This window comes from Pseudodesulfovibrio mercurii (assembly GCF_000189295.2).
GTDB lineage: Bacteria > Desulfobacterota > Desulfovibrionia > Desulfovibrionales > Desulfovibrionaceae > Pseudodesulfovibrio > Pseudodesulfovibrio mercurii.
Genome location: NC_016803.1, coordinates 2,281,162 through 2,300,910 on the forward strand (window position 1 = coordinate 2,281,162; position 19,749 = coordinate 2,300,910).

Here is a 19,749-nt window from a genome sequence, read left to right on the forward strand (position 1 = left end):
CTTTCCCTCTCCCCTTCCCCCGGACCCCCATCCCCTCTTCCTTCCTAAACTTTTTATGCCGCCTTCGGCGGAGTCCGGATCGTTTTCGGGGGGTCTGGTTTCGTATCGGGGCGGTGCTTGAAACACCGCAGTATCATTCCATATTTTCTTGCGGTCAACGCCCGCGCTTGATAGCGTCGGACTACACTTGTCAAGAGCGCCGCATATGTCAAGCATACATATATATTGGGACGAATCGCACTTCTGGGGGCTGCTGGCCGCCCGGGCCCTGACGGCCTGGGACATTCCCCACCGGCTCGTGCGCGGCTCAGAAATAGCCGATGGCGCGCTCGCTGGCAAGCTCGGCGAGGTCCCGGCCGCGCTGCTCGTGCCCGGCGGCCGGGCCAAGGGCAAGGCCGACCGGCTGGGGCCGGGCGGCATGGACGCGGTCCGCGACTACGTGAACGGCGGCGGCACCTACCTCGGCTTCTGCGGCGGGGCCGGGCTGGCCCTGTCCGGACCCTTCGGCCTGGGGCTGTCGCCCTGGTCGCGCAAGGGGTACCGCAACCGGCTGCATCACTTCCTGTCCGGCCACGTGCACGCCAGTCTGGACGCGGCCCAAGACCTGGTCCCGGACGGCATGGACGAGGCGCTGCTGCCGGTCTGGTGGCCGGGCCGGTTCGACCCCGTGGACCCATCGGTCACGGTCCTGGCCCGCTACGGCGAGCCCGGCCCGGACTTCTGGGTGGCGGACCTGAACCTGGCCACCCTGCCCAGGGGGACCATGGCCGACTGGGAGACCCTGTACGGCGTGAACCTGAGCCCGAGCTTCCTTGAGGGCGCGCCCGTGGTGGCCATGAACGGGTTCGGCCGGGGCCGGGTCATCCTGAGCTACGCCCACCTGGAGACGCCCGCCTCGCACCAGGCCAACCGCTGGCTCTCGCACATCCTCGGGCGCATCCTCCGCGAGCCCGAATCCGTCGTGGCCGCGCGCGGCCCGGTCCCGGCCTGGGACGTGGCCGCCCGCAAGGTCCTGTGGGAGGACGCGGTGCTCATGCGCGCCCGCCGGACCATGGAGGAGATCATCCGCACCGGGTCGGACCACTTCCTGCTCTTCTGGCGCAACCCGTGGCTTCTGGGCTGGCGGCGGGGCATCCCCGGCGCGGGCGTGAACACCCTGTATTCGCTCATCTGCGAAGCCCTGGCCGCCGAGCCGAACGACGCGGCCCTGGCCTTCTGGCGGGAGCACCGCGACCGCTTCAAGGTGCTCATGGACCTGCTCGGCAACGGCCTGACCGGCTACCTCCTGGCCGAGCGGCTGGCCATGACCGTGTTCCACTCGGACTCGGGCGCGGTCTCCAAGGAGGGCCTCCGCGAGCAGCGGCGCGCCCTGTTCGGCCTGCCCCCGGAGCCGGGCGGCATCTACGCGGACCTGGCCGGGATGCTCGAGGAGCTGTACTGGCGGCTAACCCTTCCCGCATCCGGTTATCATTCCTGAACCCACCGGTTTTCCAGACGATTGCCAGATGCCCGGTCCCGTGCTAGATTGGGGGCGAAGCATGCGCTGCGGCCCGGACGGTTCCGGCCCCGTGGCGCTTCCATATGCACTCCCTTTCCGACCGCGCGGTGAACCATGTCGGACGAACAGGCCCTGAAAGACAGCCCTGACGCAACCTTCCGCTTCTGCATGTCCGAGGACGGCATGAAGCTCGGCGTCAACCGGTACTTTCCCCCCAACGGGGGCAAGGAGCCGAGCGTTCCCCTGCTCAGGGCCCAGGTGGCCGCCTGCGGAGTCCGGCTGCCCGTGGACGAGGACGCCGCCAGGCGCATCGTCGAGGCGGTCACCGAGGGGCGCGAGTTCCGGGGCATCACCCTGGTCCGGGGCATCCCCCCGCGCGAGCCGAGGGAGGCCTCCCTGGCCCCCCTGGGCGATCTGGAATACCCGGTCTTCCCGGACGACCGTTTCCTGCGGTTCCGCCCGGCCACCAAGGCCGCGGAAGGCGAGACCATCGACGGGCGCACGCTCAAGCCAAACGGCACCTTCACCCCCAAGCCCGTCAAGGTCGAACGGGGCGAGAACGCGGACTGGGACCCGGCCGCCGAGGCCTACTACTCCCTGGTCTGGGGCATGGTCCGGGTCCGGGACAACGTGGTCTCCGTGGACCCCGTGGCCCACATCACCCACGACGAGGTGGAGATCGTCGGGACCATCTTCCACAAGGATTTCCGGGGCGAGCCCATCACCCCCGAGCGTATCGAGAAGCAGCTGCGGGACATGGGCGTGCTCATCCCCGTGGACCTGGAGGCCCTGCTCATCAAGCTCAGGCAGGCGGCGGCCGCGAACATGCCCCTGCCCAACCAGGTCCTGGTCCAGGGCGCGCACCCGGTGCCGGGCCGCGACGGCTGGCTGGAGTCCCTGGTGGCCACCCGCGAGGAGACCGGCACCGAGGACGCCTCGGGGCGGCTCGACTTCCGCGACCGGGGGTTCTACCCCATGGTCGTCACCGGGCAGATCATCGGCAGGCTGCACCCGCCCACCGCGGGCGAGGGCGGCATCGACATCTACGGCAAGACCATTCCGGCCCACGCGGGCAGGGAGCTGAAGATCCACCTGGGCGAGAACGTGCTGTTGCAGAACGACGGCGTGACCTACGCGGCCAAGGCCCAGGGCGTGGCGGTCATGGAGCGCAACACCCTGTCCGTGACCCAGTGCCTGGTGGTCCAGGGCAACGTGGATCTCAACTCCGGCAACGTCAAGGTGGAGCACGGCTCGATCAAGGTCCTGGGCTCGATCCAGGCCGGATTCTCGGTCTCCGCCCCGCGCCACGTGCTGGTGGACGGGTCCATCGAGAGCGCCACGGTCTATGCGGGCGGCCTGGTGGAGGTCAAGGGCGGCATCCTCATGCCCGACGGCGGGGAGATCGTCAGCGACGGCCGGGTCATCGCCAACTACGCCATCAACGCGCGCATCCGGGCCCGGCACGACGTGATCATCGCCAACGAGGTCCAGAACTCGACCATCCGCACGGACGGGCGAATCACGGCCCTGTCCGGCAAGGGCACGGTCCTGGGCGGCGAGATCCTTGCCCGCCGGGGGATCGAGGTCAACGAGCTCGGCTCCGAGCTGGGCGTGGCCACGGTGGTCGGCATCCTCCTCGACGAGGCCGAGGACGAGGACCTGCGCGAGGAGCGTCTGCGCGTGGTCCGGTCCATCAAGAAGATCGACGCCACCCTGGGCACCGAACCGCCCGAGACGCTCCTGGCCCGCACGCCCGAGGCCCGGCGGGCCGCCCTGGCCGAGGTCATCAAGCACCGCGAGGCCCTGGTCCGCCGCCGGGACGTCCTGAGCGAAAAAATCAACGGCCTGACCCAACGCCGCCAGCAGGAGATGGAGGGCATCACCATCCGGGTGAAGAAGTTCGTCCACCCCGGCACGGTGATCCAGTTCGGCACCATCCGGAAAAAGGTCGAAAAGCGGCTCCCGTCCCCGGTCTTCTACTGGGACCCGGAAAAGCGCGACATCCTCTGCCGCTAGCCTTCCCCGTAGGCCACCCGGACCAGGGTCAACCCCTGGGGCGGCACCGTGGCCGGGGCCAGGGTGCGGTCCCCGGCCTCAAGGATGACCCGGACCCCGTCCAGGTCCAGCTTCCCCCGGCCGCAGGCCACCAGACAGCCCACCAGATTGCGGACCATCTGCTTGAGGAACCCGTCCGCCGTGAACCGCCAGACCGACTCGTGCGCGGTCGGCCCGGCGTGGCGCGAAATCTCCGTCACGGTCCGCACCGTGGAGTCCACGTCCGTGCCCACATTTTGGAAGGCGGCGAAGTCGTGCTCGCCCAGAAGCAGTCCGGCGGCGGCCTCCATGCGCGCGAAGTCCACGGGGCCGCAGTTCCAGACGAAACGGCGGCGCTGGGGCAGGCAGAACCCCCGCTCGTGCCACAGGCAGTATTCGTAGGTCTTGGACACGGCCCCGTACCGGGCGTGGAAGTCGTCCGGGACCTCGGCCGCGTCGAGCACGCGCACGTCCCTGGGCAGAATGCCGTTCAGGCCGCGTTGCCAGGGAAAGCCGGTGCGGCCGTCCGGGCAGTCGAAGTGGACCACCTGGCCCAGGGCGTGGACCCCGGCGTCGGTGCGGCCCGAGCCGTGCACCCGGACCGCGCGGCCCAGGATGGTCGCAAGGGCCCGCTCCACCTCGCCCTGCACGGTGCGGTCCGCGGGCTGCACCTGCCAGCCGCAAAAATCCGTGCCCTCGTAGGCAAGCGTCAGTCGGATGCGCGTCATGGGCATGCTATACGTGAACCCGGTGCGCAGTTCAACGGCGCAAAAAAAGGCGGGCGGCCCGAAGACCGCCCGCCTGTTTCATACGAAGTCGCGCTACTGCTGGAAGGGAATCTGGAGCTTGGTCAGGGCCTCGGAGAGCTTGGCCGCCTTCTTGGACTCCACAAAGGACAGGATCTCGCCCGCCTGCCTGCCGCGCATGCCGGACAGGACCTTGACGGCCAGGTCCTCGTCCATGTCCTGGAGGATCTCGGCGGCCTTCTTGGCCTTGGTGTTGGAGAGCATGTCGACCAGCTGCTTGACCCGCTGGTCCTTGATCTGCTTGGCCTCGTCGAGCATGGACTTGATCTCGTCGTGGAGCTTCTGGACCTTTTCGGCCTCGGCCTTGATGGAGGCCTCCATCTCGTTCAGGGTCCGCTCCTTGATGGCCAGCTCCTCTTCCTTCTTCTTGAGGGCCTTCCACTCCGAGGGCATGTCCGCCTCGGTGCGTTTCTCGGACGCGGCCTGATCCATGGCCGTCTCGGCCTTGGCCGCGCGGTTGGCCGCGGAGTCCGCCTTGTCGGCCACGGGCGTGGACGACGCGGCCGGGGCGGCGGGAGCGCCGCTGTCCTGGGCCGACGCGGTCTCGCCGGAAAATACGTCGGGCAGCACCGTCTCCACCGCCTTGAGCGTCAGGGAATCGACGCTCAACAGGCCGAACACGGCGAGCTTGAGCAGGGCCAGGAAGATGAGGCTGACAAGGACCTTAGTGATCGTGAGGCTCGTACCGGAGCGTTGCCATCTCGTCGTTTTCCTTTTCTTCGCGGGCGTTTTCTTGGTCATGATGCCTCTTGGCTTGCGTTTGCTTGAGCTTCTCCAGAAGCTTCCTGTCCTTGGACCGTTCCACGGCCTCCGCGCGGCAACGTTGCAATTTGAGTTCCAAACCGTTCAGTTCCACGCGGGCGATGGACACATCCTGGGACAGGGCGTCCCGGTACTGCCGCCACAGCCACATGTCGTTGGCCGAGGTGCGCGACTCGGCCTGGGCGGCCAGGTGGGCCGCAAGCCGCCGTTCGAGGTCGGCCAGCCTGTCGGCCTGGGCGTCGCGGGCCACCTGGGCCCGGGCCAGGGCGCCCCTGGCCTGCTCCTCCAACTGCTCGCGGTAGTCGAGCACCTTGTCGAGCTTGAAGTGAAACGGCCTGGCCATACGCTCCCCCGTGCCCGGACGGCCTGGCTAGGCGTCCGCCCCGGCGGGCTTTCCGGCCATGCCGCAGTAGCCCGTGCCCTTTTCCCGGTCCACCCAGCGCCACATCATGCACTGGGTCACCTGACACATCTTCATGCGGTCGTCGTGGGTCATGAGCAGGGGACAGAACAGGAACTTGGCGTCATCCACGTGTACGAGCACTGCGCTACTCCTTGGGCTGGGCCGGGGCGCGGCCAATGAAAACGGCGCGCCGAACCGGTCGGCGCGCCGTCAATATAGCGTGTATCCGGGCCGCTGGCTAGCTGCCGGGCACGGCCCGGTGCTGGGCCACTTCCACGGGGCGGGCATCGGCCGGGGCCTGGGCCACGGGCCGCGGGGTCTCGTCGCCCAGGGTGATCAGGGTCTCCATGCCGAGCATGGACTTGAGCTTTTCCAGGGCCAGCACCGAACGGCGGGCCTTGTCGTCCAGGACCTCGGCGTAGCCGCCGTCGCGGATGACCTTGGCATAGTCGCTGCTCTGGAGCTTGGGGGCGTCCTTGAAGCGGGCCTCGAAGTTGCGGGCGTACTCCCGGATCAGGCCGTCCATGCGGCTGTCCGGCATGGTCAGCACTGTGTGCAGCCCCTCGGCCAGGTACTCGGGGGTCAGGTCCGGGGACTCCACCACCTTGGCGAAGCTGCGCACGTAGCGCAGGGTGCCGTCATAGATGTGCGAGCGCTGAACCACGTTCATGCCCGCCCAGCCGGCCTTGAGCCACTTGAACAGGAAGACCGTGCTGCGCGGCGCGGCCGCGTCCTGCTCCACGAAGACCTGGACCGAGCCCGAGGCGTAGGTGAAGGTGTCCATCCAGCCGATCATGCCCCGGTTGAGGCCCTCCTGGCCGGAGTAGAAATAATCCCAGCGGGTGTCGTCCAGGATGGCCCCCTTGCGGCCCACTTCGGACTTGCCGTCCTGCTGCGAGACCGAAATGAGCACGTTCTTGCCCTGGTACCGGACCAGGACGATGAGCCGGTTCAGGTCGTAGCCGTAGTAGGCCTCGGCAAAGGAGTCGGGCGTGGTCACCTCGTACTCGCGGCCCCGGACCACCACGGGCGTGGTCTCGTTCAGGGACGGCAGTTCCTCCCACAGCCCCTTGGACCGGGTCAGGAACTCGCAGCCCTGGTGCCAGCCGGACATGCGCAGGACCGCCGGACAGAGCAGGTAGTTGGGGATGTCCGGGTTGTAGAAGAACTTGAGGATGCGCGTCAGGTCCGTGGACACGTCGCGGCGCAGGCAGATGCCCCGGCCGCCGAACCGCTTGGCCGGTTCGATGTCCTTGGGGTCCGCGTCCACGTTGACCACGAAGTCGAGCATGGGCTGCAACGCGGCCACGGACAGGGTCTTGGACTGGTCCTCGAGCACGGCGAAGAGCTGGTCCAGCCCCTTCTCCACGTCCCCGGCCAGGGGCGCGGGCTTGGACGAGAGGTCCACGTCCATGAGTCCCTTGGGTTCTTCCTCGGCCATGGCGGACGCCGCGAACAGGCACAGCGCCAACAGCGCGAGCACCAGGGCCGGGATGCCCGACAAACGGGGCTGTTTCATATTTTCCATAATACTCACAAATAGTTGTTGTCTGGACATGCCCGCAGTCGGTGGGCGTTGCGTTCATTCCCTCAATGCTTCTATGTAGTAATGTTCTCCAATTTTGGCAAGTCGCAACCGCCGATTCCCGCCCGGCCGGATCAATCCGCCGAATTGGTTGGCTTTTTCTTGAAGCCCAGCAGCTCAACGCGGGTCACGGCCTGGCCGCCGAACCTGCGCCGGACCCGATCCACGGCCTTGTCCAGCTCGCTGGTGGCCTCCTGCCGCCGGGGGGCCTCCTCGAAAAGGGTCACCTGCCGGGGCCGGGCCCCGAAGTTGGACACCCCCACCCCGATGAGCCGCACGGCCCTGGGCAGCTTGACCTGCTCCAGCAGCCCGCAGGCCGTCTCGAAGATCACCGCCGTGTTGTCCGTGCGCGCCTCCAGGCTCCGGGACCGGGTGATCTGGGAAAAGTCCGCGTACTTGACCTTCAGGGTCACGGTGCGTCCCTTGTACCCGTGGCGGCGCAGGTCCTCGCCCACCCGCTCGGACTGGGCCAGGAGCCACTTCCTGAGCAGGGCGCGGTCCGTGGTGTCCTCGCGGAAGGTGTTCTCCGCGCTGCAACTCTTGGCCGCCTCACAGGGCGTGACCGGCGTGGGGTCGATGCCGCGCGCCCGGTCGTACAGGGCCGCGCCGTACTTGCCCAGCCGCTCCTCCCAGTACTCCCCGGGCTTGAGCAGGATGTCCCCGCAGGTGCGCACCCCGAGCCGCTTGAGCACCTCCAGCAGCTTGGCCCCCACCCCCGGAATCTTGCCCACGGGCAGGGTTTGCAGAAATTCCGCGACCTCCTCGTGGCGGACGATGAACATGCCGTCCGGCTTGTCCATGTCCGAGGCGATCTTGGCCAGGAAGCGAACCGGGGCCGCGCCCACGGAACAGGTCAGCCCCGTGGCCTCCTTCACCCGCGCCTTGATCCGCCGCCCGATCTCGTCCACCGGCCCGAACAGCCGCTCCAATCCCGTGCCGTCCAGATACGCCTCGTCCACGCTGGCCTGCTCCACCGTGGGTGAAAACTCCCGCAGTGCGTCCATGACCAGGTGCGAGACCTCCTTGTACCGGCCCATGCGCCCCGGCACCAATATGATCTCCGGACACAGCTTGCGCGCCTTGACCACGGACATGGCCGAGTGCACCCCGTACCTGCGCACCTCGTAACTGGCCGCCGAAACCACACTGCGGTCCGAAGTCCCGCCCACGGCCACAGGCTTGCCCCTGAGCTCCGGGTTGTCCATCTGCTCCACGGAAGCGAAAAACGCATCCATGTCGATATGAAGTATCCACGTCCGCATTTTCAAATTTTACCCGGTCCCGCCCCGTTTGTTAAGGGGATGCCTCCGGGCTTCAGCCGTTGGCGAGTCTTCGAGCCCTACGGATGAGGACAGCAGCGATCGGCCAGGGGGGAAACTTTTGAAAAAGTTTCCCCCCTGGCCCCCCCTTCCAAACTTTTTATCGCCGCTTCGCGGGGCAATTCACAACAAAAGGCCTCTGTCCCCCCACCGAGTCAAAGGTCCTGTATTCATTCTTTCTTGAGCGTTTCGGGTGCGCAGCACCCGACAGCGGCTTTCTTACCGCGCTCGCACTAGGCTTTGATTCGCCCCGTCCTGGGGCTCACCCCTTCGGGGCGTTGCGGAAAGACCGCAACGTCCAAATCCGCTGTCCTGCGGATTTATCGAGAGTGGGTCAGCTGTGCATTTTCTTCCGGCCGCGACAACCGCAGCGTGCATCAGCTCTTAGGCCGAGCTTGCTCGGTCTTAGAGATGACGACAGCAGCGATAGCCGTCTACGTGAGAATTGGCGCGGCCGGAAAAAATGTGCAGATGGCCCGCTATCGGAAGCCGCTTACCGCGCAACGTCCATGCACGCCTTAACGAATGCCTTCGGGATTTCCGGATTAGACCCGAAATGAAGGTGGACGTAAGACCCCAACACATTCCACGTCACAAAGCCCTCCGGCTCCTCAAGGGGGCCCTTGCGCCCGGCCATGGCATAGACAGGGTGCAAGAGCTCGGGGTCATGGTCCTGGATGGAGGAATAGTGGAACTCGTGGCCGCGCGCCGTGGTCCCGGCCGGGCCGAGGAGGGTGGCCTCGCGGGCCGTGATCTCGCGGTAGCCCAGAGCGCGGAACTTCTCGTTCATCTCGGCGCGCACCGGGTAGACACCGGCCATGGCGTAGCGGCCCCGGCCGGTGATGATGTCGTTCATGAGCAGCATGAACCCGCCGCACTCGGCGTAGACCGGGCGGCCGGACTCGCAGAATTCCTTGATGTCGCGACGCATGCGCGTGTTCTGGCCGAGCTCGAAGACGTACAGCTCGGGGTAGCCGCCGCCGAGATACAGGCCGTCCAGGTGTTCGGGCAGGTGCGGGTCGTTCAGGGGGGAGAACTCGATCAGGCGCGCGCCCGCCTCGCGCAGCAGGCGCAGGTTCTCCTCATAGTAGAAGCAGAAGGCGTCGTCCCTGGCCAGGCCGATGGTCACGCGCGGCAGCTGGGGCACGGGCTCGAAGGGCGGCACGGCCTCCACCTCGGGCAGGCGCGCCAGGAGCGCGTCCGGGTCCAGGCCGGTCTCGACCCAGTCGGCCAGCCGCTGGTAGCGGTCCATGTCCGGGCCGTCCTGCTCGGGCGTGACCAGCCCCAGGTGGCGCGACGGGGTGGAGATGTCCTCGTCGCGGCCGAGCACGCCGAGCACGGGCACGTCCGGCACCAGGGTCATGGCCTCGCGCAGCAGCTCGGCGTGGGCCGGGCTGCCCACGCGGTTGAATATCACCCCGGCGATGGTCACCGCGGGGTCGAAGTCGGCGTATCCGGCCACCAGGGCCGCGGCGGACCGGGCCATGGAGCGCGCGTCCACCACCAGGATGACGGGCAGGCCGAGGATCTTGGCCATCTGGGCCGTGGACCCTGCGTCGCCCGTGCCCGAAATGCCGTCGAACAGCCCCATGACCCCTTCGATGACGGCCACGTCGCACTCGGCGGCGTAGCGGTTGAAAAGGTCCAGGTTGGTGGCCTCGTCGAGCATCCAGCCGTCCAGGTTGTGGCTCGGCACGGGGTGGCCGTCCACGGCGCAGGCCAGGGCGTGGTGGCCGGGGTCGATGAAGTCCGGGCCGCATTTGAAGGGCTGGACCCGCCTGCCCCGGCGGGCCAGAGAGGCCATCAGCCCCAGGGAGATGGAGGTCTTGCCGCACCCGCTGTGCGTTCCGGCGATGACGAACCCCTTGACCGCGCTCACCATCGCCCCCCTAGACCAGACCCTTCCTGGTCAGGAAATCCATCATCTTGCGCCCCTCCTCGTGGTCCGGGGCCAGGCCCAGGCACTTGGCCAGGGCCTCGGCGCAGGCACCCCACTCCCGGCGCTCGAACTGGGCCCGGGCCAGGTTGTACCAGAGGTTCTCGTCGTCGTTGGAGAGCTCCAGGGCGCGGCGGTAGTAGTCCACGGCCTGGCCGAAGAGCTTCTTCTTGCGCAGGGCGATGCCGTACTCGTTGAAGAGGTGCTTGTGGTCGTCGGAAAAGGCGGTGTCCAGGCCGAGGATGCGGTCGAAGACCTTCTTGGCCTTGTCCTCCTCGTCCCGGGACAGGAGGCACAGGCCGATGCCGAAGTTGGCGCGCACGTTCTGCTCGTCCAGGTTCAGGGCGTTGGCGTACTCGTACTCGGCGGTGAAGTTCTCGCCGCGCTTGCGGAACTTGTCGCCCCGGGCCACGGACTTCTGGACCATGCGCAGGTTGCCGACCACCTCCTTGAAGAGCTGGGGCATGGGCAGGTAGTCGGACAGCAGTTCGTCCTTGGAGATGGTCTCCACCGGGCCGAAGGGCACGTGCCTGTTGTTCAGCCCCTGGAGTTCGATCCTCTCGTCCTCCACTTCCCTGACGTAGTACAGGGCCGCTTGGCTGACCCGCCGGGCCGTGGTGCCCGTGCCGATCTTGGCCATGCGCTCGATGGAAAAAACGCCCTCGATGGGTCCTTGTTCGCTCTGCATTGTCCCTCGTCGTCCGGTGGCTTGCGGGTTTGAAACAGGAGTCGGCCGCGGTCTTCCGGGAAGGATACAACGGATCGGGCCCGATAGGAAGCGTTCTACGCCTTCGGCGGCTCGGGCCTGGGCGCGGTGCGCAGGACCAGGTAGCCGCCCGCGCCCGCCAGCAGGGACGCGCCGAGCACGGCGGTCTTGGCCCCGGCCAGCAGGGCCGGTTCATTGCCGAAGGCCAGGGCGCCAATGAACAGGGACATGGTGAAGCCGATGCCGCCGAGCATGCCCGCCCCGATGAAGTGCCGCAGCGTCACGCCGCGCGGGTACCCCTCGGAGAAACGGACGATCAGCAGGACCATGAGCACGATGCCCACGGGCTTGCCCAGGACCAGGCCGAGCGCCGTGCCCAGGGCCGCAGGCACGGCCTCGGCGGCGATGCCGCCGGACAGGGCCACGCCCGCGTTGGCCAGGGCGAAGACCGGCATGATCACGTAGTCCACCAGGGGGTGCAGGGCGTGCTCCAGCCGTTGCAGCGGGGTCTCGGCGCGGGTGACGATGCGCTGCATGGACAGCAGGGCCGAGTGCATGTCGCGGTTGGTCAGGACCGTCTGGCCCGGTCCGGCCGCCTTGCGGTAGTCCGCGAGCAGCCGGTCGGCGTTGGACGAGAAGGCCTCGGCGTCGCAGCGCGAACGGGCCGGAATGGTCAGGGCCATGAGCACGCCAGCCACCGTGGAGTGGACTCCGGACTTGAGCACGAAGAACCACAGCAGGCAGCCCGCCAGGGCGTAGAAGACCGGAGTGCGCACGCCCAGCCGGTTGGCCCCGAAGGCCAGGGCCAGGCAGGCCGCGCCCAGGCCGAGCATGGTCAGCGAGATATCCGCCGTGTAGAACAGGGCGATGACCAGGATGGAGCCGATGTCGTCCACGATGGCCACGGCGGTCAGGAAGATCTTGATCTGGTACGGCACGCGGTCGCCGAGCAGGGCCAGGATGCCGAGCGCGAAGGCGATATCCGTGGCCATGGGGATGCCCCAGCCAGGGGCCGAGGGCGCGCCGTGGTTGACCAGCGCGTAGAGGGTGGCGGGCACGACCATGCCGCCCACGGCCGCGGCGATGGGCAGCACGGCCTGGCTGCGCGAGGACAGCTCGCCCACCAGGAACTCGCGCTTGATCTCCAGCCCGACCACGAAGAAAAACAGGGCCATGAGCCCGTCGTTGACCCACAGGATGACCGGCTTGGACAGGGCGGCCGCGCCGAAGCCCACGGTGAACTCGGTCCGCCACAGCCCGTCGTAGGAGGCGGCCCAGGGGGAGTTGGCCCAGACCAGGGCGACGAGGGCGCTGGCGATGAGCAGGACCCCGCCCGTGGACTTGGAGCGGAAGAACTCATGGAACGGCATAAGCACCTGTTCGATGGGCTCCACCCCGCAGGTGATGTAGTCGCGTATGGGCATGTCCGGCCTCCGTTTCCGCCGCCGCGCCTCAGACGCGCCGCTGGCCTTCGAGCAGGTGGTCCACGTCGGCCACGCTCATGGGCTTGTAGAAGAAATAGCCCTGCACGAAGCGGCACCCCTCCCGCTCCAGGAATTCCAGCTGGCCCGAGGTCTCCACGCCCTCGGCCACGATCTTGAGCCCCATGGACTCGCCCAGGGAAAAGACCGTGCGCACGATGGCCTGGCTGTCCTGGTCCGTGTCCACGGCCACGATGAAGCTGCGGTCCACCTTGACCACGTCGATGGGGAAGCGCTGGAGGTAGGACAGGGACGAGTAGCCCGTGCCGAAGTCGTCAATGCAGATGTGCACGCCGAGATCCTTGAGCTGCTGCAGTATGTCCTCGGCCACGTTGGGGTTGTCCATGAGGGCGGACTCGGTGATCTCGATGTTCAGGGCGTCGGCGGACAGCCCGGAGTCGTCCAGGGCGCGGGATATCTGCCCGGCGAGCATGGACTGGCCGAAGTGCTTGCCCGAGATGTTGATGTTCACGGTCAGTTCGCCGCCGTCCGTGACCCCGACCAGGGTCTGCCAGCGCCGCACCTGGGCGCAGGCCTCCTCCAGGACCAGGTTGTCGATGGCGTAGATCAGGCCGGTGTCCTCGGCCAGGGAGATGAAGTCGCCCGGCCCGATGATCCCGTGCTCGGGATGGCGCCAGCGGACCAGGGCCTCGAACCCGCAGACCCGCCGGGTGGCCAGCTCCACAATGGGCTGGTAGACCACCTCGAACTCGCGCAGGTCCACGGCGCGCCGCAGGTCGGTCTCCAGCTCCATGAGCTGGAGGGCCTGGTCGTGCATCTTGCGGTTGAAGACCTTGAAGCGCGACTTGCCCAGCTCCTTGGCCCGGTACATGGCCGTGTCCGCGTCGCGCAGGAGCGCCTCGGGCCGGTCGTAGCCGTCGGTCTTGAGGACGATGCCGAGCGAGGCCGAGGTGAAGACCTCGTTGCCGCCGATGGTGAAGGGCTGGCGCACGCCCTCGAGGATGCGCCGGGCGATGGCGATGGCGTCCTTGGGCGCGGAGATCTCCTCCTGGAGGATGGCGAACTCGTCGCCGCCGAACCGGGCGATGGTGTCCACGGACCGGCCGCACTGCTCGAGCACGCGGGCCACCCCGCGCAGCAGCTCGTCGCCCGCGTCGTGGCCCAGCGAATCGTTGACCACCTTGAAGCGGTCCAGGTCCATGTACAGGACCGCGAACATGTGCTTGCGCCGCCTTGAGCGCTCCATGGCCATGCGCAGGTGGTCCAGGAACAGGGCGCGGTTGGGCAGGCCGGTGAGGGGGTCGTGGAAGGCCTGGCGCTTGAGCTGGTCCTCGGCCTTCTTGCGCATGGTGATGTCCTCGATGGACCCCTCGAAGCAGACGATGTTGCCGTTCTCGTCCACGATCTTGCGCGCGTTCTCCGCGACCCAGATGATCCGGCCGTCGCGCTTGCGCACCTTGGACACGAAATTCTTGACCTCGTTGCGCTCCTCGATGAGGCGCAGGAACTCCTTGCGCCGGTCCGGGTCCACGTACATCTGGGTGCCGATGTCGTAGATGGAGCTCATCAGGTCCTCGGGGGACTTGTAGCCGAGGATGCGCGCCAGCGCCGGGTTGGTGTCCTGGAACCGGCCCGAATAGGAGGACTGGTAGATGCCCTCCACCGCGTTCTCGAAGATGGTCCGGTACTTCTTCTCGGCCTTGCGCAGGGCATCGCCGATGACCTTGCGCTCGGCGATCTCGATCTTGAGCTGGGTGTTGGTGCGCATCAGCTCGCTGGTGCGCTCCTCGACCTTCTGCTTGAGGGCGTCGCGGGCCTCCTGCAACTCGCGGGTCTTCTGCCGGACCCGGTCCTCGAGATTGCCGACCAGCTCGGAGATCTGGCCGGTCATGGCCTCCATGGCCCTGGCCAGCTGCCCGACCTCGTCGTCGGACTCGATGGACGGCACCGGACCGAAGTCCTTGACCGCCACCCGTCCGGCGTACTCGGTCAGCTGCCGGAGCGGCTTGGAGATGTTGATGATGAACAGGAAGACCAGGAGCAGGCTGGCCCCGAACAGGATGAGCATGACCACCTGCTGTTCGAGCACGGCCTCGTGGATGTTCTGGTCGATGACCGCGTAGTCCATGCCGATGTGCACGTCCCCGGCCAGGCCCGACAGGATGGGGCTCGACACGTGCAGGAACCGTTTGCCGTCCAGGACCACGTCGCGCAGGATGTGCTCCTCGCGGGTCTCCACCCTGGGGGTCTCGGCCACCAACCGCATGATCCTGTCCGGGATGACCGGCACGAAGGTGTGGGCCAGGACGTTGCCGTTCTCATCGGCCACGAGCACGTAGGAGACCGCGTTGATGGTCAGGTACTGGTCGATGCGGCCCTGAAGGGACCCGGCGTCCTGGCTGAGGATGGTGGCGATGTCCGACTCGGCCACGGACCGGGCCAGGGCCAGGGCCTTGGACTCGTACTCGCGGGTCATCTCGCGCCTGAGCCGGTGGGAGAAGGTCATGGAGGTGACCACCGCGATCACGCCGAAGACCACGACCATGAACAGCAGCGGCTTGACGAACAGCTTGGGGGCCTTCATTTGCGCCACCTCTCCCAGCTGCCGATGGACCGGAACCGGCCGTCCCGGACCGTGGTCAGATAGATGGCGTCGAGCCCCTGGTGACGGCCCGGCCCGAAGCGGGCGTTGACCCCGATGCCCAGGTCGAAGTCGCGGATGGACTCCATGACCTCGGGGATGCGCTCGCGCGACGGATTGTCGCCCATGCGCCGGACCAGCTCGGCCAGCAACCGGCCGTTCAGGAAGCCCTCGAAGCTGACGAAGCTGTAGCGGCGCGGGGAATAGGGCTCGCCCGAGGGCATGATCCCGCCCTCGTACTTGCCCATGACCTCGCGGTAGAAGCGCACGCCGGGCAGGTCGGTCTCCTCATAGCTCGGGACCACCTGGGACTGGATCAGGTCGCGCGTGTAGTCCGTGCCGGTCCGCTCGCTCTCGGCCTTGAGCAGGTCGAGCATCTTGTCGCTGTCGGTGAAGGACAGCCCGGCGATGGGCAGGCCGCACCCCTGGTTGCGGGCGTCACGGATGAAGGCCGCCTGGGAGGCGTAGGTCCCGACCACAATGATGGCGTCCACGCCCGCGTCCATGAGGTGCCGCGCCTCGAAGGTGAAGTCCTGCCCGAAGGCGGCCCCCCGGCGGTAGGCGGCCTCGGCCACGATGTGCAGGCCGTGGGCGGCCAGGGCGCGGCGCACCCCGTCCCAGCCGGTGCGGCCGTAGGCGTCGGACTGGTAGAAGACGCCGACGCGGTCCCGGCCGACGTCGAGGAGGTGGTCCACCAGGGCGCGGGTCTCGTCGAAATAGGAGGCGCGCAGGTTGAAGACGTACTTGCCGAAGGGCTCGGCGCGCAGGGGCTGGGCCCCGGTGAAGGGGAAGAGCATGCAGACGTGCCGGTCCTCGAACTTCTGGAGCAGGGGGAGGACGTGGGTGGCCGTGGGCGTGCCCACGTAGGCGGCCAGGGCGAAGATGTGGTCGCGGACGATGAAGTTGACCGTGTTCTGGAAGCAGGGAGCGGGGTTGTACCCGTCGTTGGCGGGCTTGACCCGGATGGTCCGGCCGTGCTCCCCCGCCCTGGCGTTGTAGTATTCGATGTAGGCCATGAGCCCGCGGTAGTACTCGATGCCCAGTTCCCCGTTGGCCCCGGTGAAGGCCGCGGACATGCCGAAGACCAGCTCGCGGTCCGCCTCGGTCCCGGCCGGGACCGGCGCGGGCCGCAAGAGCACGACGAGCAGCGCGAACAGGGCTGCAACGGGCAGTATTTTCCTCAATTTATCCACGCTAGCTTCATGCCATTCCTGGCATGAAAGTGCAACCGGTGCGGGAGGGTCTCCGAAGGGGCGAACGGGCTCGTTCCGGCCCGGAAAAGGGGACGAACGCGGCCCGGCTCCGGGGTCGGCCTAGAGCGCGTCGATGAATTCGCAACGCAGGCCGCCGTCCCGGTCCACGTGGACCAGGGCCAGGGAGCCGTTCTCGCCCAGGGAACCGGGATTGCAGACCCGCACGCCCTCGACCACGGACCAGTCCCGGGCATGGGTGTGGCCGTAGCAGACCAGGTCGAAATCCGGCCCGAAGGCGCGGGCCACCTGGACCGGCACCTGGGAGCGCGGGCCCCAGCCGTGGGTCACGCCGACCTTGAGCGGCCCCACCTGGGCGGTGAGCATGGGCTCCAGGCGCTCGGCCAGTTCCGGGTCCCAGTCGCAGTTGCCGCGCACGCACAGGAAATTGTCGTGTTGCAGGAAGTAGGACCAGGCCGCCGAGGAGGTGATGTCCCCGCAGTGGATGAGGACGTCCGACGGGCCGAGCCAGCGGGCGTAGACCGCGTCAAGCCAGGCGGGCGGCGTGCCCATGTGGGTGTCCGAAATGACGGCGATCTGCATGGTCCGGAAAGGGGGAGAAGCGGCTATTCGGCGACCTTCTTGGCGCGGAACCGGATGTAGGCGTCGCGCACCGCGGCGTACTTGTCCACCGCGCCCTCGGTCAGGGTCTCGTACTCGTTGCCCTCGAGCTGGAGGGAGAGTTCGTTCAGGTTCTTGTAGGCGCGGATGCCCAGGAACTCGACGAAGGTGAACCGGCCGTAGGTCAGCGGGTCGCAATAGGCGTCGGCCAGCCAGCCCACGGAACCCCGGATGGAGCTCGGGCCGATGAACGGCCAGACCAGGTAGATGCCGGTGCCGAACCCGGCCTTGCCCAGGGTCTGGTCGAAGCCGTCGGCCGTGGGCCGCTCGGGCTCCCAGTTCCTGGGCATGCCCTCGGTGACGTCGCCCAGGCCGAGCACGCCGAACGAGGTGTTGGCCACGAACTTGGAGGTCTCCATGTAGGCGGCGTCCCACTTGCCGGTCAAAAGGTCGTTGAGGAAGCGGACCGGGAAGAGCAGGTTGGTGAAGAAGTTGGAGACCCAGGTGCGGGGCCGGGGCGGGAGCACCCAGGCATAGCCCTGGGCCATGGGCCGGAACACGCCCCGGTACAGGGAGTCGTTGATCTGGAACCAGAACCGGTTCCAGCCGGACAGCGGATCGCTGACCAGGGGCTGGTCGGCGTAGGCCGCGTCGAACTCGTCGAAGTCGGTGGCCGCATCCCTGGAGTCGGGCGCGGCGGCGGGCTCGCCGCCGAACTGGGCCACCTGCACGGAACCGGCCGGGGAATCGGCGGCAAAACAGACCCCCGCGACTCCCAGCAGGAGCGCGGCGGTCAGCACGACGGCCAGCAGGCGAAAGCCCGTTTCTTCAGCCCTCATCACGATGCCGGTTCTTCCTCTTTGCCCTGATCGATCTGTTCGATGCGATCCTGGATGGTTTTCAGCAAATCTTCGCCGGTGCCCTTGTTCAGGACCTCGGCGAACTGGCTGCGATAATTCATCACCAGGCTCACGCCCTCGGCGATGACATCGTAAATCATCCATTTCCCTTGAACGATTTTCAAGCGGAATTCAACTATTATTTTTTTGTCTTTGTCAATGATTTCCGTCTGGACCTTGGCGTTCTTGCCGGCGATCTCCTCCCGCGTGTAGTTCACGTCCTGGCCGCCGTAGGCCGGGATGCGCTTCAGGTAGGAGCGCTCGAGCAGCTTGACGAACGCGTCCACCAGCCGGGTGCGCAGGTCGGGCGACATGTCCAGCCAGGGCCGTCCCACGGCGTACATGGTGACCAGGCCGAAGTCGATGTACTGCTCGGCCACGGCGCGCAGCCGGGCAATGGCCTCGTCGTGCCGGGCCGGGTCCTGCATGACCGGGTCGGACAGCATCTCGACGAGCTTGTCCACCCCTTCGTGCACGCGTTCCGTGGGGGACTGCCCGGCCACGGCGGCGGATGCGCCGACGGCCACGAGGCAGACCAGGACAAGGGCCAATGCGATTCGTTTCAAAATCATACGCTTCCTATTTCCGTTGCGCCCCGGCCCGCTATACCGAGCCGAAGGCGAACTTGCTGATCAGGTCCTCGAGGTCGATGGCGGGCTGGGTGTTGAACAGGGTGTCGCCCGGCTTGACCGGGTCGCCGAGCCCGCCGGGCACGATCTTCACATACTTGTCGCCGATCAGTCCGTTGGTCTTGATGGCCGCGATGGCGTCGTCCGTGAGCTGGACCTCCTTGAGGAGCATCATGGTCACGGCGGCCACGCCCTTTTCCTGGTCCAGGCCGATCTCGCCCACAAAGCCGATCTCCACGCCGTACATCTGCACCGGGGCGTTGACCTTCAGCCCCGAGATGTCGGTGAAATTCGCCTTGATCGCGTAATACTTGTCCGAGAAGAGCTGAACGTTGCCGAGCTTGACGCTCATGTAGACAACGGCCAGCAGCCCCAGGATCACGAAGATCCCCACAGCGGTCTCTTTCCTTATTTTGAACATCGGTCGTCCTTCCGGATGGTCAGTTTCTCTCCCAGGGCCGTGGTGCAGTCGATCCGCATCATGGAATCGTCGATGGGCGGCATGGTCAGCCTCGGGGCGTCGCGCTCCGGGGCCCGCCGGTCCAGGAACCGGCGCAGGTACGGGTCCGTGGTCTTCTCCAGTTCCTCAATGGTCCCCTGGTACAGGCAGCGGCGCTCGCCCAGGATGACCACGAAGTCGGCCAGGCCGCGCATGCTCGCCAGGTCGTGGGTGACCACGACCATGGTCATGTCGAAATGGCACATCATCTCCAGCAGCAGCTGGTCCAGCTCGGCCGAGAGCACCGGGTCCAGCCCCGAGGTGGGCTCGTCGCAGAAGAGCACCTGCGGGTCCATGACCAGGGCGCGGGCCAGCCCGGCCCGCTTGCGCATGCCCCCGGACAGCTCGTTGGGGAACAGGTCCATGGCGTGCCCCAGGTCGACCATGTCGAGCCGGTCCTGAACGATGCGCATGATCTCGGGCTCCTTGAGCCGGGTGTGCTCGCGCAGGGGCAGGGCGATGTTGTCCTTGAGCTTGAGCGAACCGAGCAGCGCGCCGTCCTGGAAGAGCACGCCCGTGCGCTGGCGCATGCAGTGGGCCTGCCGGGCGGTCATCCCGCCCAGGTCGCGGCCGCCCATCAGGATGCGCCCGCCCATGGGCGGTTGCAGCCCCAGGATGTGCTTGAGCAGCGTGGACTTGCCGCACCCCGAGCCGCCCACGATCATGGACAGCTGCCCGCCGGGAAATTCGATGTTCAGGTCGCTGACCACGGGCGTGACGCCGTACCCCACGGTCAGGTCCTCCAGTCGTATGCTCGGTGCCGTGCTCACGCCTCTCCC

General features: G+C 67.3%; 18 protein-coding genes. 2 read left to right on the forward strand and 16 right to left on the reverse strand.

The features are described from left to right. Positions 1–205 precede the first annotated feature (205 nt). Positions 206–1,477, forward strand: a complete 1,272-nt coding sequence (locus DND132_RS10325) for a BPL-N domain-containing protein (RefSeq protein WP_014322682.1) — start codon at positions 206–208, stop codon at positions 1,475–1,477. Positions 1,478–1,612: 135 nt separating this feature from the next. Continuing rightward, entirely contained in the window at positions 1,613–3,514 is a 1,902-nt protein-coding gene (locus tag DND132_RS10330; RefSeq protein ID WP_014322683.1) for a FapA family protein, read from the forward strand. Here DND132_RS10330 and truA read toward each other — a convergent pair. From truA to DND132_RS10405, 16 genes are all read right to left on the reverse strand, one after another. Then, the gene (gene truA, locus DND132_RS10335; RefSeq protein WP_041916070.1) at positions 3,511–4,260 is read right to left on the reverse strand and encodes a tRNA pseudouridine(38-40) synthase TruA; all 750 of its coding nucleotides are present in this window, start codon (positions 4,258–4,260) and stop codon (positions 3,511–3,513) included. The two genes, DND132_RS10330 and truA, sit on opposite strands and share 4 nt — an antisense overlap. A 93-nt stretch (positions 4,261–4,353) precedes the next feature. After that, positions 4,354–5,079, reverse strand: coding sequence for a MotE family protein (locus DND132_RS18505; protein ID WP_190275278.1), 726 nt, complete (start codon positions 5,077–5,079; stop codon positions 4,354–4,356). After that, positions 5,003–5,443, reverse strand: coding sequence for a flagellar export protein FliJ (gene fliJ / locus DND132_RS10345; RefSeq protein ID WP_014322686.1), 441 nt, complete (start codon positions 5,441–5,443; stop codon positions 5,003–5,005). Before fliJ ends, DND132_RS18505 begins: the two co-directional genes overlap by 77 nt. Positions 5,444–5,470: 27 nt before the next feature. Beyond that, entirely contained in the window at positions 5,471–5,644 is a 174-nt protein-coding gene (locus DND132_RS18510) for a hypothetical protein (protein WP_014322687.1), read from the reverse strand. A gap of 97 nt (positions 5,645–5,741) precedes the next feature. Next, complete coding sequence (locus DND132_RS10350; protein ID WP_148266976.1) at positions 5,742–7,022, reverse strand: hypothetical protein; 1,281 nt, start codon at positions 7,020–7,022, stop codon at positions 5,742–5,744. Positions 7,023–7,162: 140 nt separating this feature from the next. After that, positions 7,163–8,350 carry a DNA polymerase IV gene (locus DND132_RS10355; RefSeq protein WP_041915769.1) on the reverse strand — a complete coding sequence of 396 codons (1,188 nt, stop codon included), beginning with the start codon at positions 8,348–8,350 and terminating at the stop codon, positions 7,163–7,165. 550 nt (positions 8,351–8,900) lie between these two features. Continuing rightward, on the reverse strand, positions 8,901–10,289 hold the full coding sequence (locus tag DND132_RS10360; protein WP_014322690.1) for a cobyrinic acid a,c-diamide synthase CobB: 1,389 nt from the start codon (positions 10,287–10,289) through the stop codon (positions 8,901–8,903). A gap of 7 nt (positions 10,290–10,296) precedes the next feature. Beyond that, positions 10,297–11,031, reverse strand: a complete 735-nt coding sequence (locus DND132_RS10365; protein WP_014322691.1) for a tetratricopeptide repeat protein — start codon at positions 11,029–11,031, stop codon at positions 10,297–10,299. Positions 11,032–11,126: 95 nt separating this feature from the next. Further along, entirely contained in the window at positions 11,127–12,473 is a 1,347-nt protein-coding gene (gene nhaA / locus DND132_RS10370) for a Na+/H+ antiporter NhaA (RefSeq protein ID WP_014322692.1), read from the reverse strand. 28 nt (positions 12,474–12,501) lie between these two features. Continuing rightward, on the reverse strand, positions 12,502–15,075 hold the full coding sequence (locus DND132_RS10375; RefSeq protein WP_014322693.1) for an EAL domain-containing protein: 2,574 nt from the start codon (positions 15,073–15,075) through the stop codon (positions 12,502–12,504). Further along, a complete protein-coding gene (locus DND132_RS10380; protein ID WP_014322694.1) occupies positions 15,072–16,325 on the reverse strand; it encodes an ABC transporter substrate-binding protein in 1,254 nt (417 codons plus the stop codon). Before DND132_RS10380 ends, DND132_RS10375 begins: the two co-directional genes overlap by 4 nt. A 120-nt stretch (positions 16,326–16,445) precedes the next feature. Continuing rightward, positions 16,446–16,925, reverse strand: coding sequence for a metallophosphoesterase family protein (locus tag DND132_RS10385; RefSeq protein WP_014322695.1), 480 nt, complete (start codon positions 16,923–16,925; stop codon positions 16,446–16,448). Positions 16,926–16,948: 23 nt separating this feature from the next. Continuing rightward, a complete protein-coding gene (locus DND132_RS10390; protein ID WP_014322696.1) occupies positions 16,949–17,782 on the reverse strand; it encodes an MlaA family lipoprotein in 834 nt (277 codons plus the stop codon). After that, positions 17,782–18,414 carry a Tgt2/MlaC family protein gene (locus DND132_RS10395; protein ID WP_014322697.1) on the reverse strand — a complete coding sequence of 211 codons (633 nt, stop codon included), beginning with the start codon at positions 18,412–18,414 and terminating at the stop codon, positions 17,782–17,784. Before DND132_RS10395 ends, DND132_RS10390 begins: the two co-directional genes overlap by 1 nt. Before the next feature lie 31 nt (positions 18,415–18,445). Beyond that, a complete protein-coding gene (mlaD, locus tag DND132_RS10400; RefSeq protein ID WP_014322698.1) occupies positions 18,446–18,892 on the reverse strand; it encodes an outer membrane lipid asymmetry maintenance protein MlaD in 447 nt (148 codons plus the stop codon). After that, entirely contained in the window at positions 18,880–19,740 is an 861-nt protein-coding gene (locus DND132_RS10405; RefSeq protein WP_014322699.1) for an ABC transporter ATP-binding protein, read from the reverse strand. Before DND132_RS10405 ends, mlaD begins: the two co-directional genes overlap by 13 nt. Between the last annotated feature and the right edge of the window lie 9 nt (positions 19,741–19,749).

Bases quoted from the DNA above. Each gene is read 5' to 3' on its own strand.
- DND132_RS10325 (WP_014322682.1), top strand. From the start codon at position 206: ATGTCAAGCATACATATATATTGGGACGAATCGCACTTCTGGGGGCTG.
- DND132_RS10350 (WP_148266976.1), bottom strand. From the start codon at position 7,022: ATGAAACAGCCCCGTTTGTCGGGCATCCCGGCCCTGGTGCTCGCGCTG.
- mlaD (WP_014322698.1), bottom strand. From the start codon at position 18,892: ATGTTCAAAATAAGGAAAGAGACCGCTGTGGGGATCTTCGTGATCCTG.
- DND132_RS10375 (WP_014322693.1), bottom strand. From the start codon at position 15,075: ATGAAGGCCCCCAAGCTGTTCGTCAAGCCGCTGCTGTTCATGGTCGTG.
- truA (WP_041916070.1), bottom strand. From the start codon at position 4,260: ATGACGCGCATCCGACTGACGCTTGCCTACGAGGGCACGGATTTTTGC.
- fliJ (WP_014322686.1), bottom strand. From the start codon at position 5,443: ATGGCCAGGCCGTTTCACTTCAAGCTCGACAAGGTGCTCGACTACCGC.
- DND132_RS10390 (WP_014322696.1), bottom strand. From the start codon at position 17,782: ATGAGGGCTGAAGAAACGGGCTTTCGCCTGCTGGCCGTCGTGCTGACC.
- DND132_RS10360 (WP_014322690.1), bottom strand. From the start codon at position 10,289: ATGGTGAGCGCGGTCAAGGGGTTCGTCATCGCCGGAACGCACAGCGGG.
- DND132_RS10395 (WP_014322697.1), bottom strand. From the start codon at position 18,414: ATGATTTTGAAACGAATCGCATTGGCCCTTGTCCTGGTCTGCCTCGTG.
- DND132_RS10330 (WP_014322683.1), top strand. From the start codon at position 1,613: ATGTCGGACGAACAGGCCCTGAAAGACAGCCCTGACGCAACCTTCCGC.
- DND132_RS10385 (WP_014322695.1), bottom strand. From the start codon at position 16,925: ATGCAGATCGCCGTCATTTCGGACACCCACATGGGCACGCCGCCCGCC.
- nhaA (WP_014322692.1), bottom strand. From the start codon at position 12,473: ATGCCCATACGCGACTACATCACCTGCGGGGTGGAGCCCATCGAACAG.
- DND132_RS10365 (WP_014322691.1), bottom strand. From the start codon at position 11,031: ATGCAGAGCGAACAAGGACCCATCGAGGGCGTTTTTTCCATCGAGCGC.
- DND132_RS18505 (WP_190275278.1), bottom strand. From the start codon at position 5,079: ATGACCAAGAAAACGCCCGCGAAGAAAAGGAAAACGACGAGATGGCAA.
- DND132_RS10355 (WP_041915769.1), bottom strand. From the start codon at position 8,350: ATGCGGACGTGGATACTTCATATCGACATGGATGCGTTTTTCGCTTCC.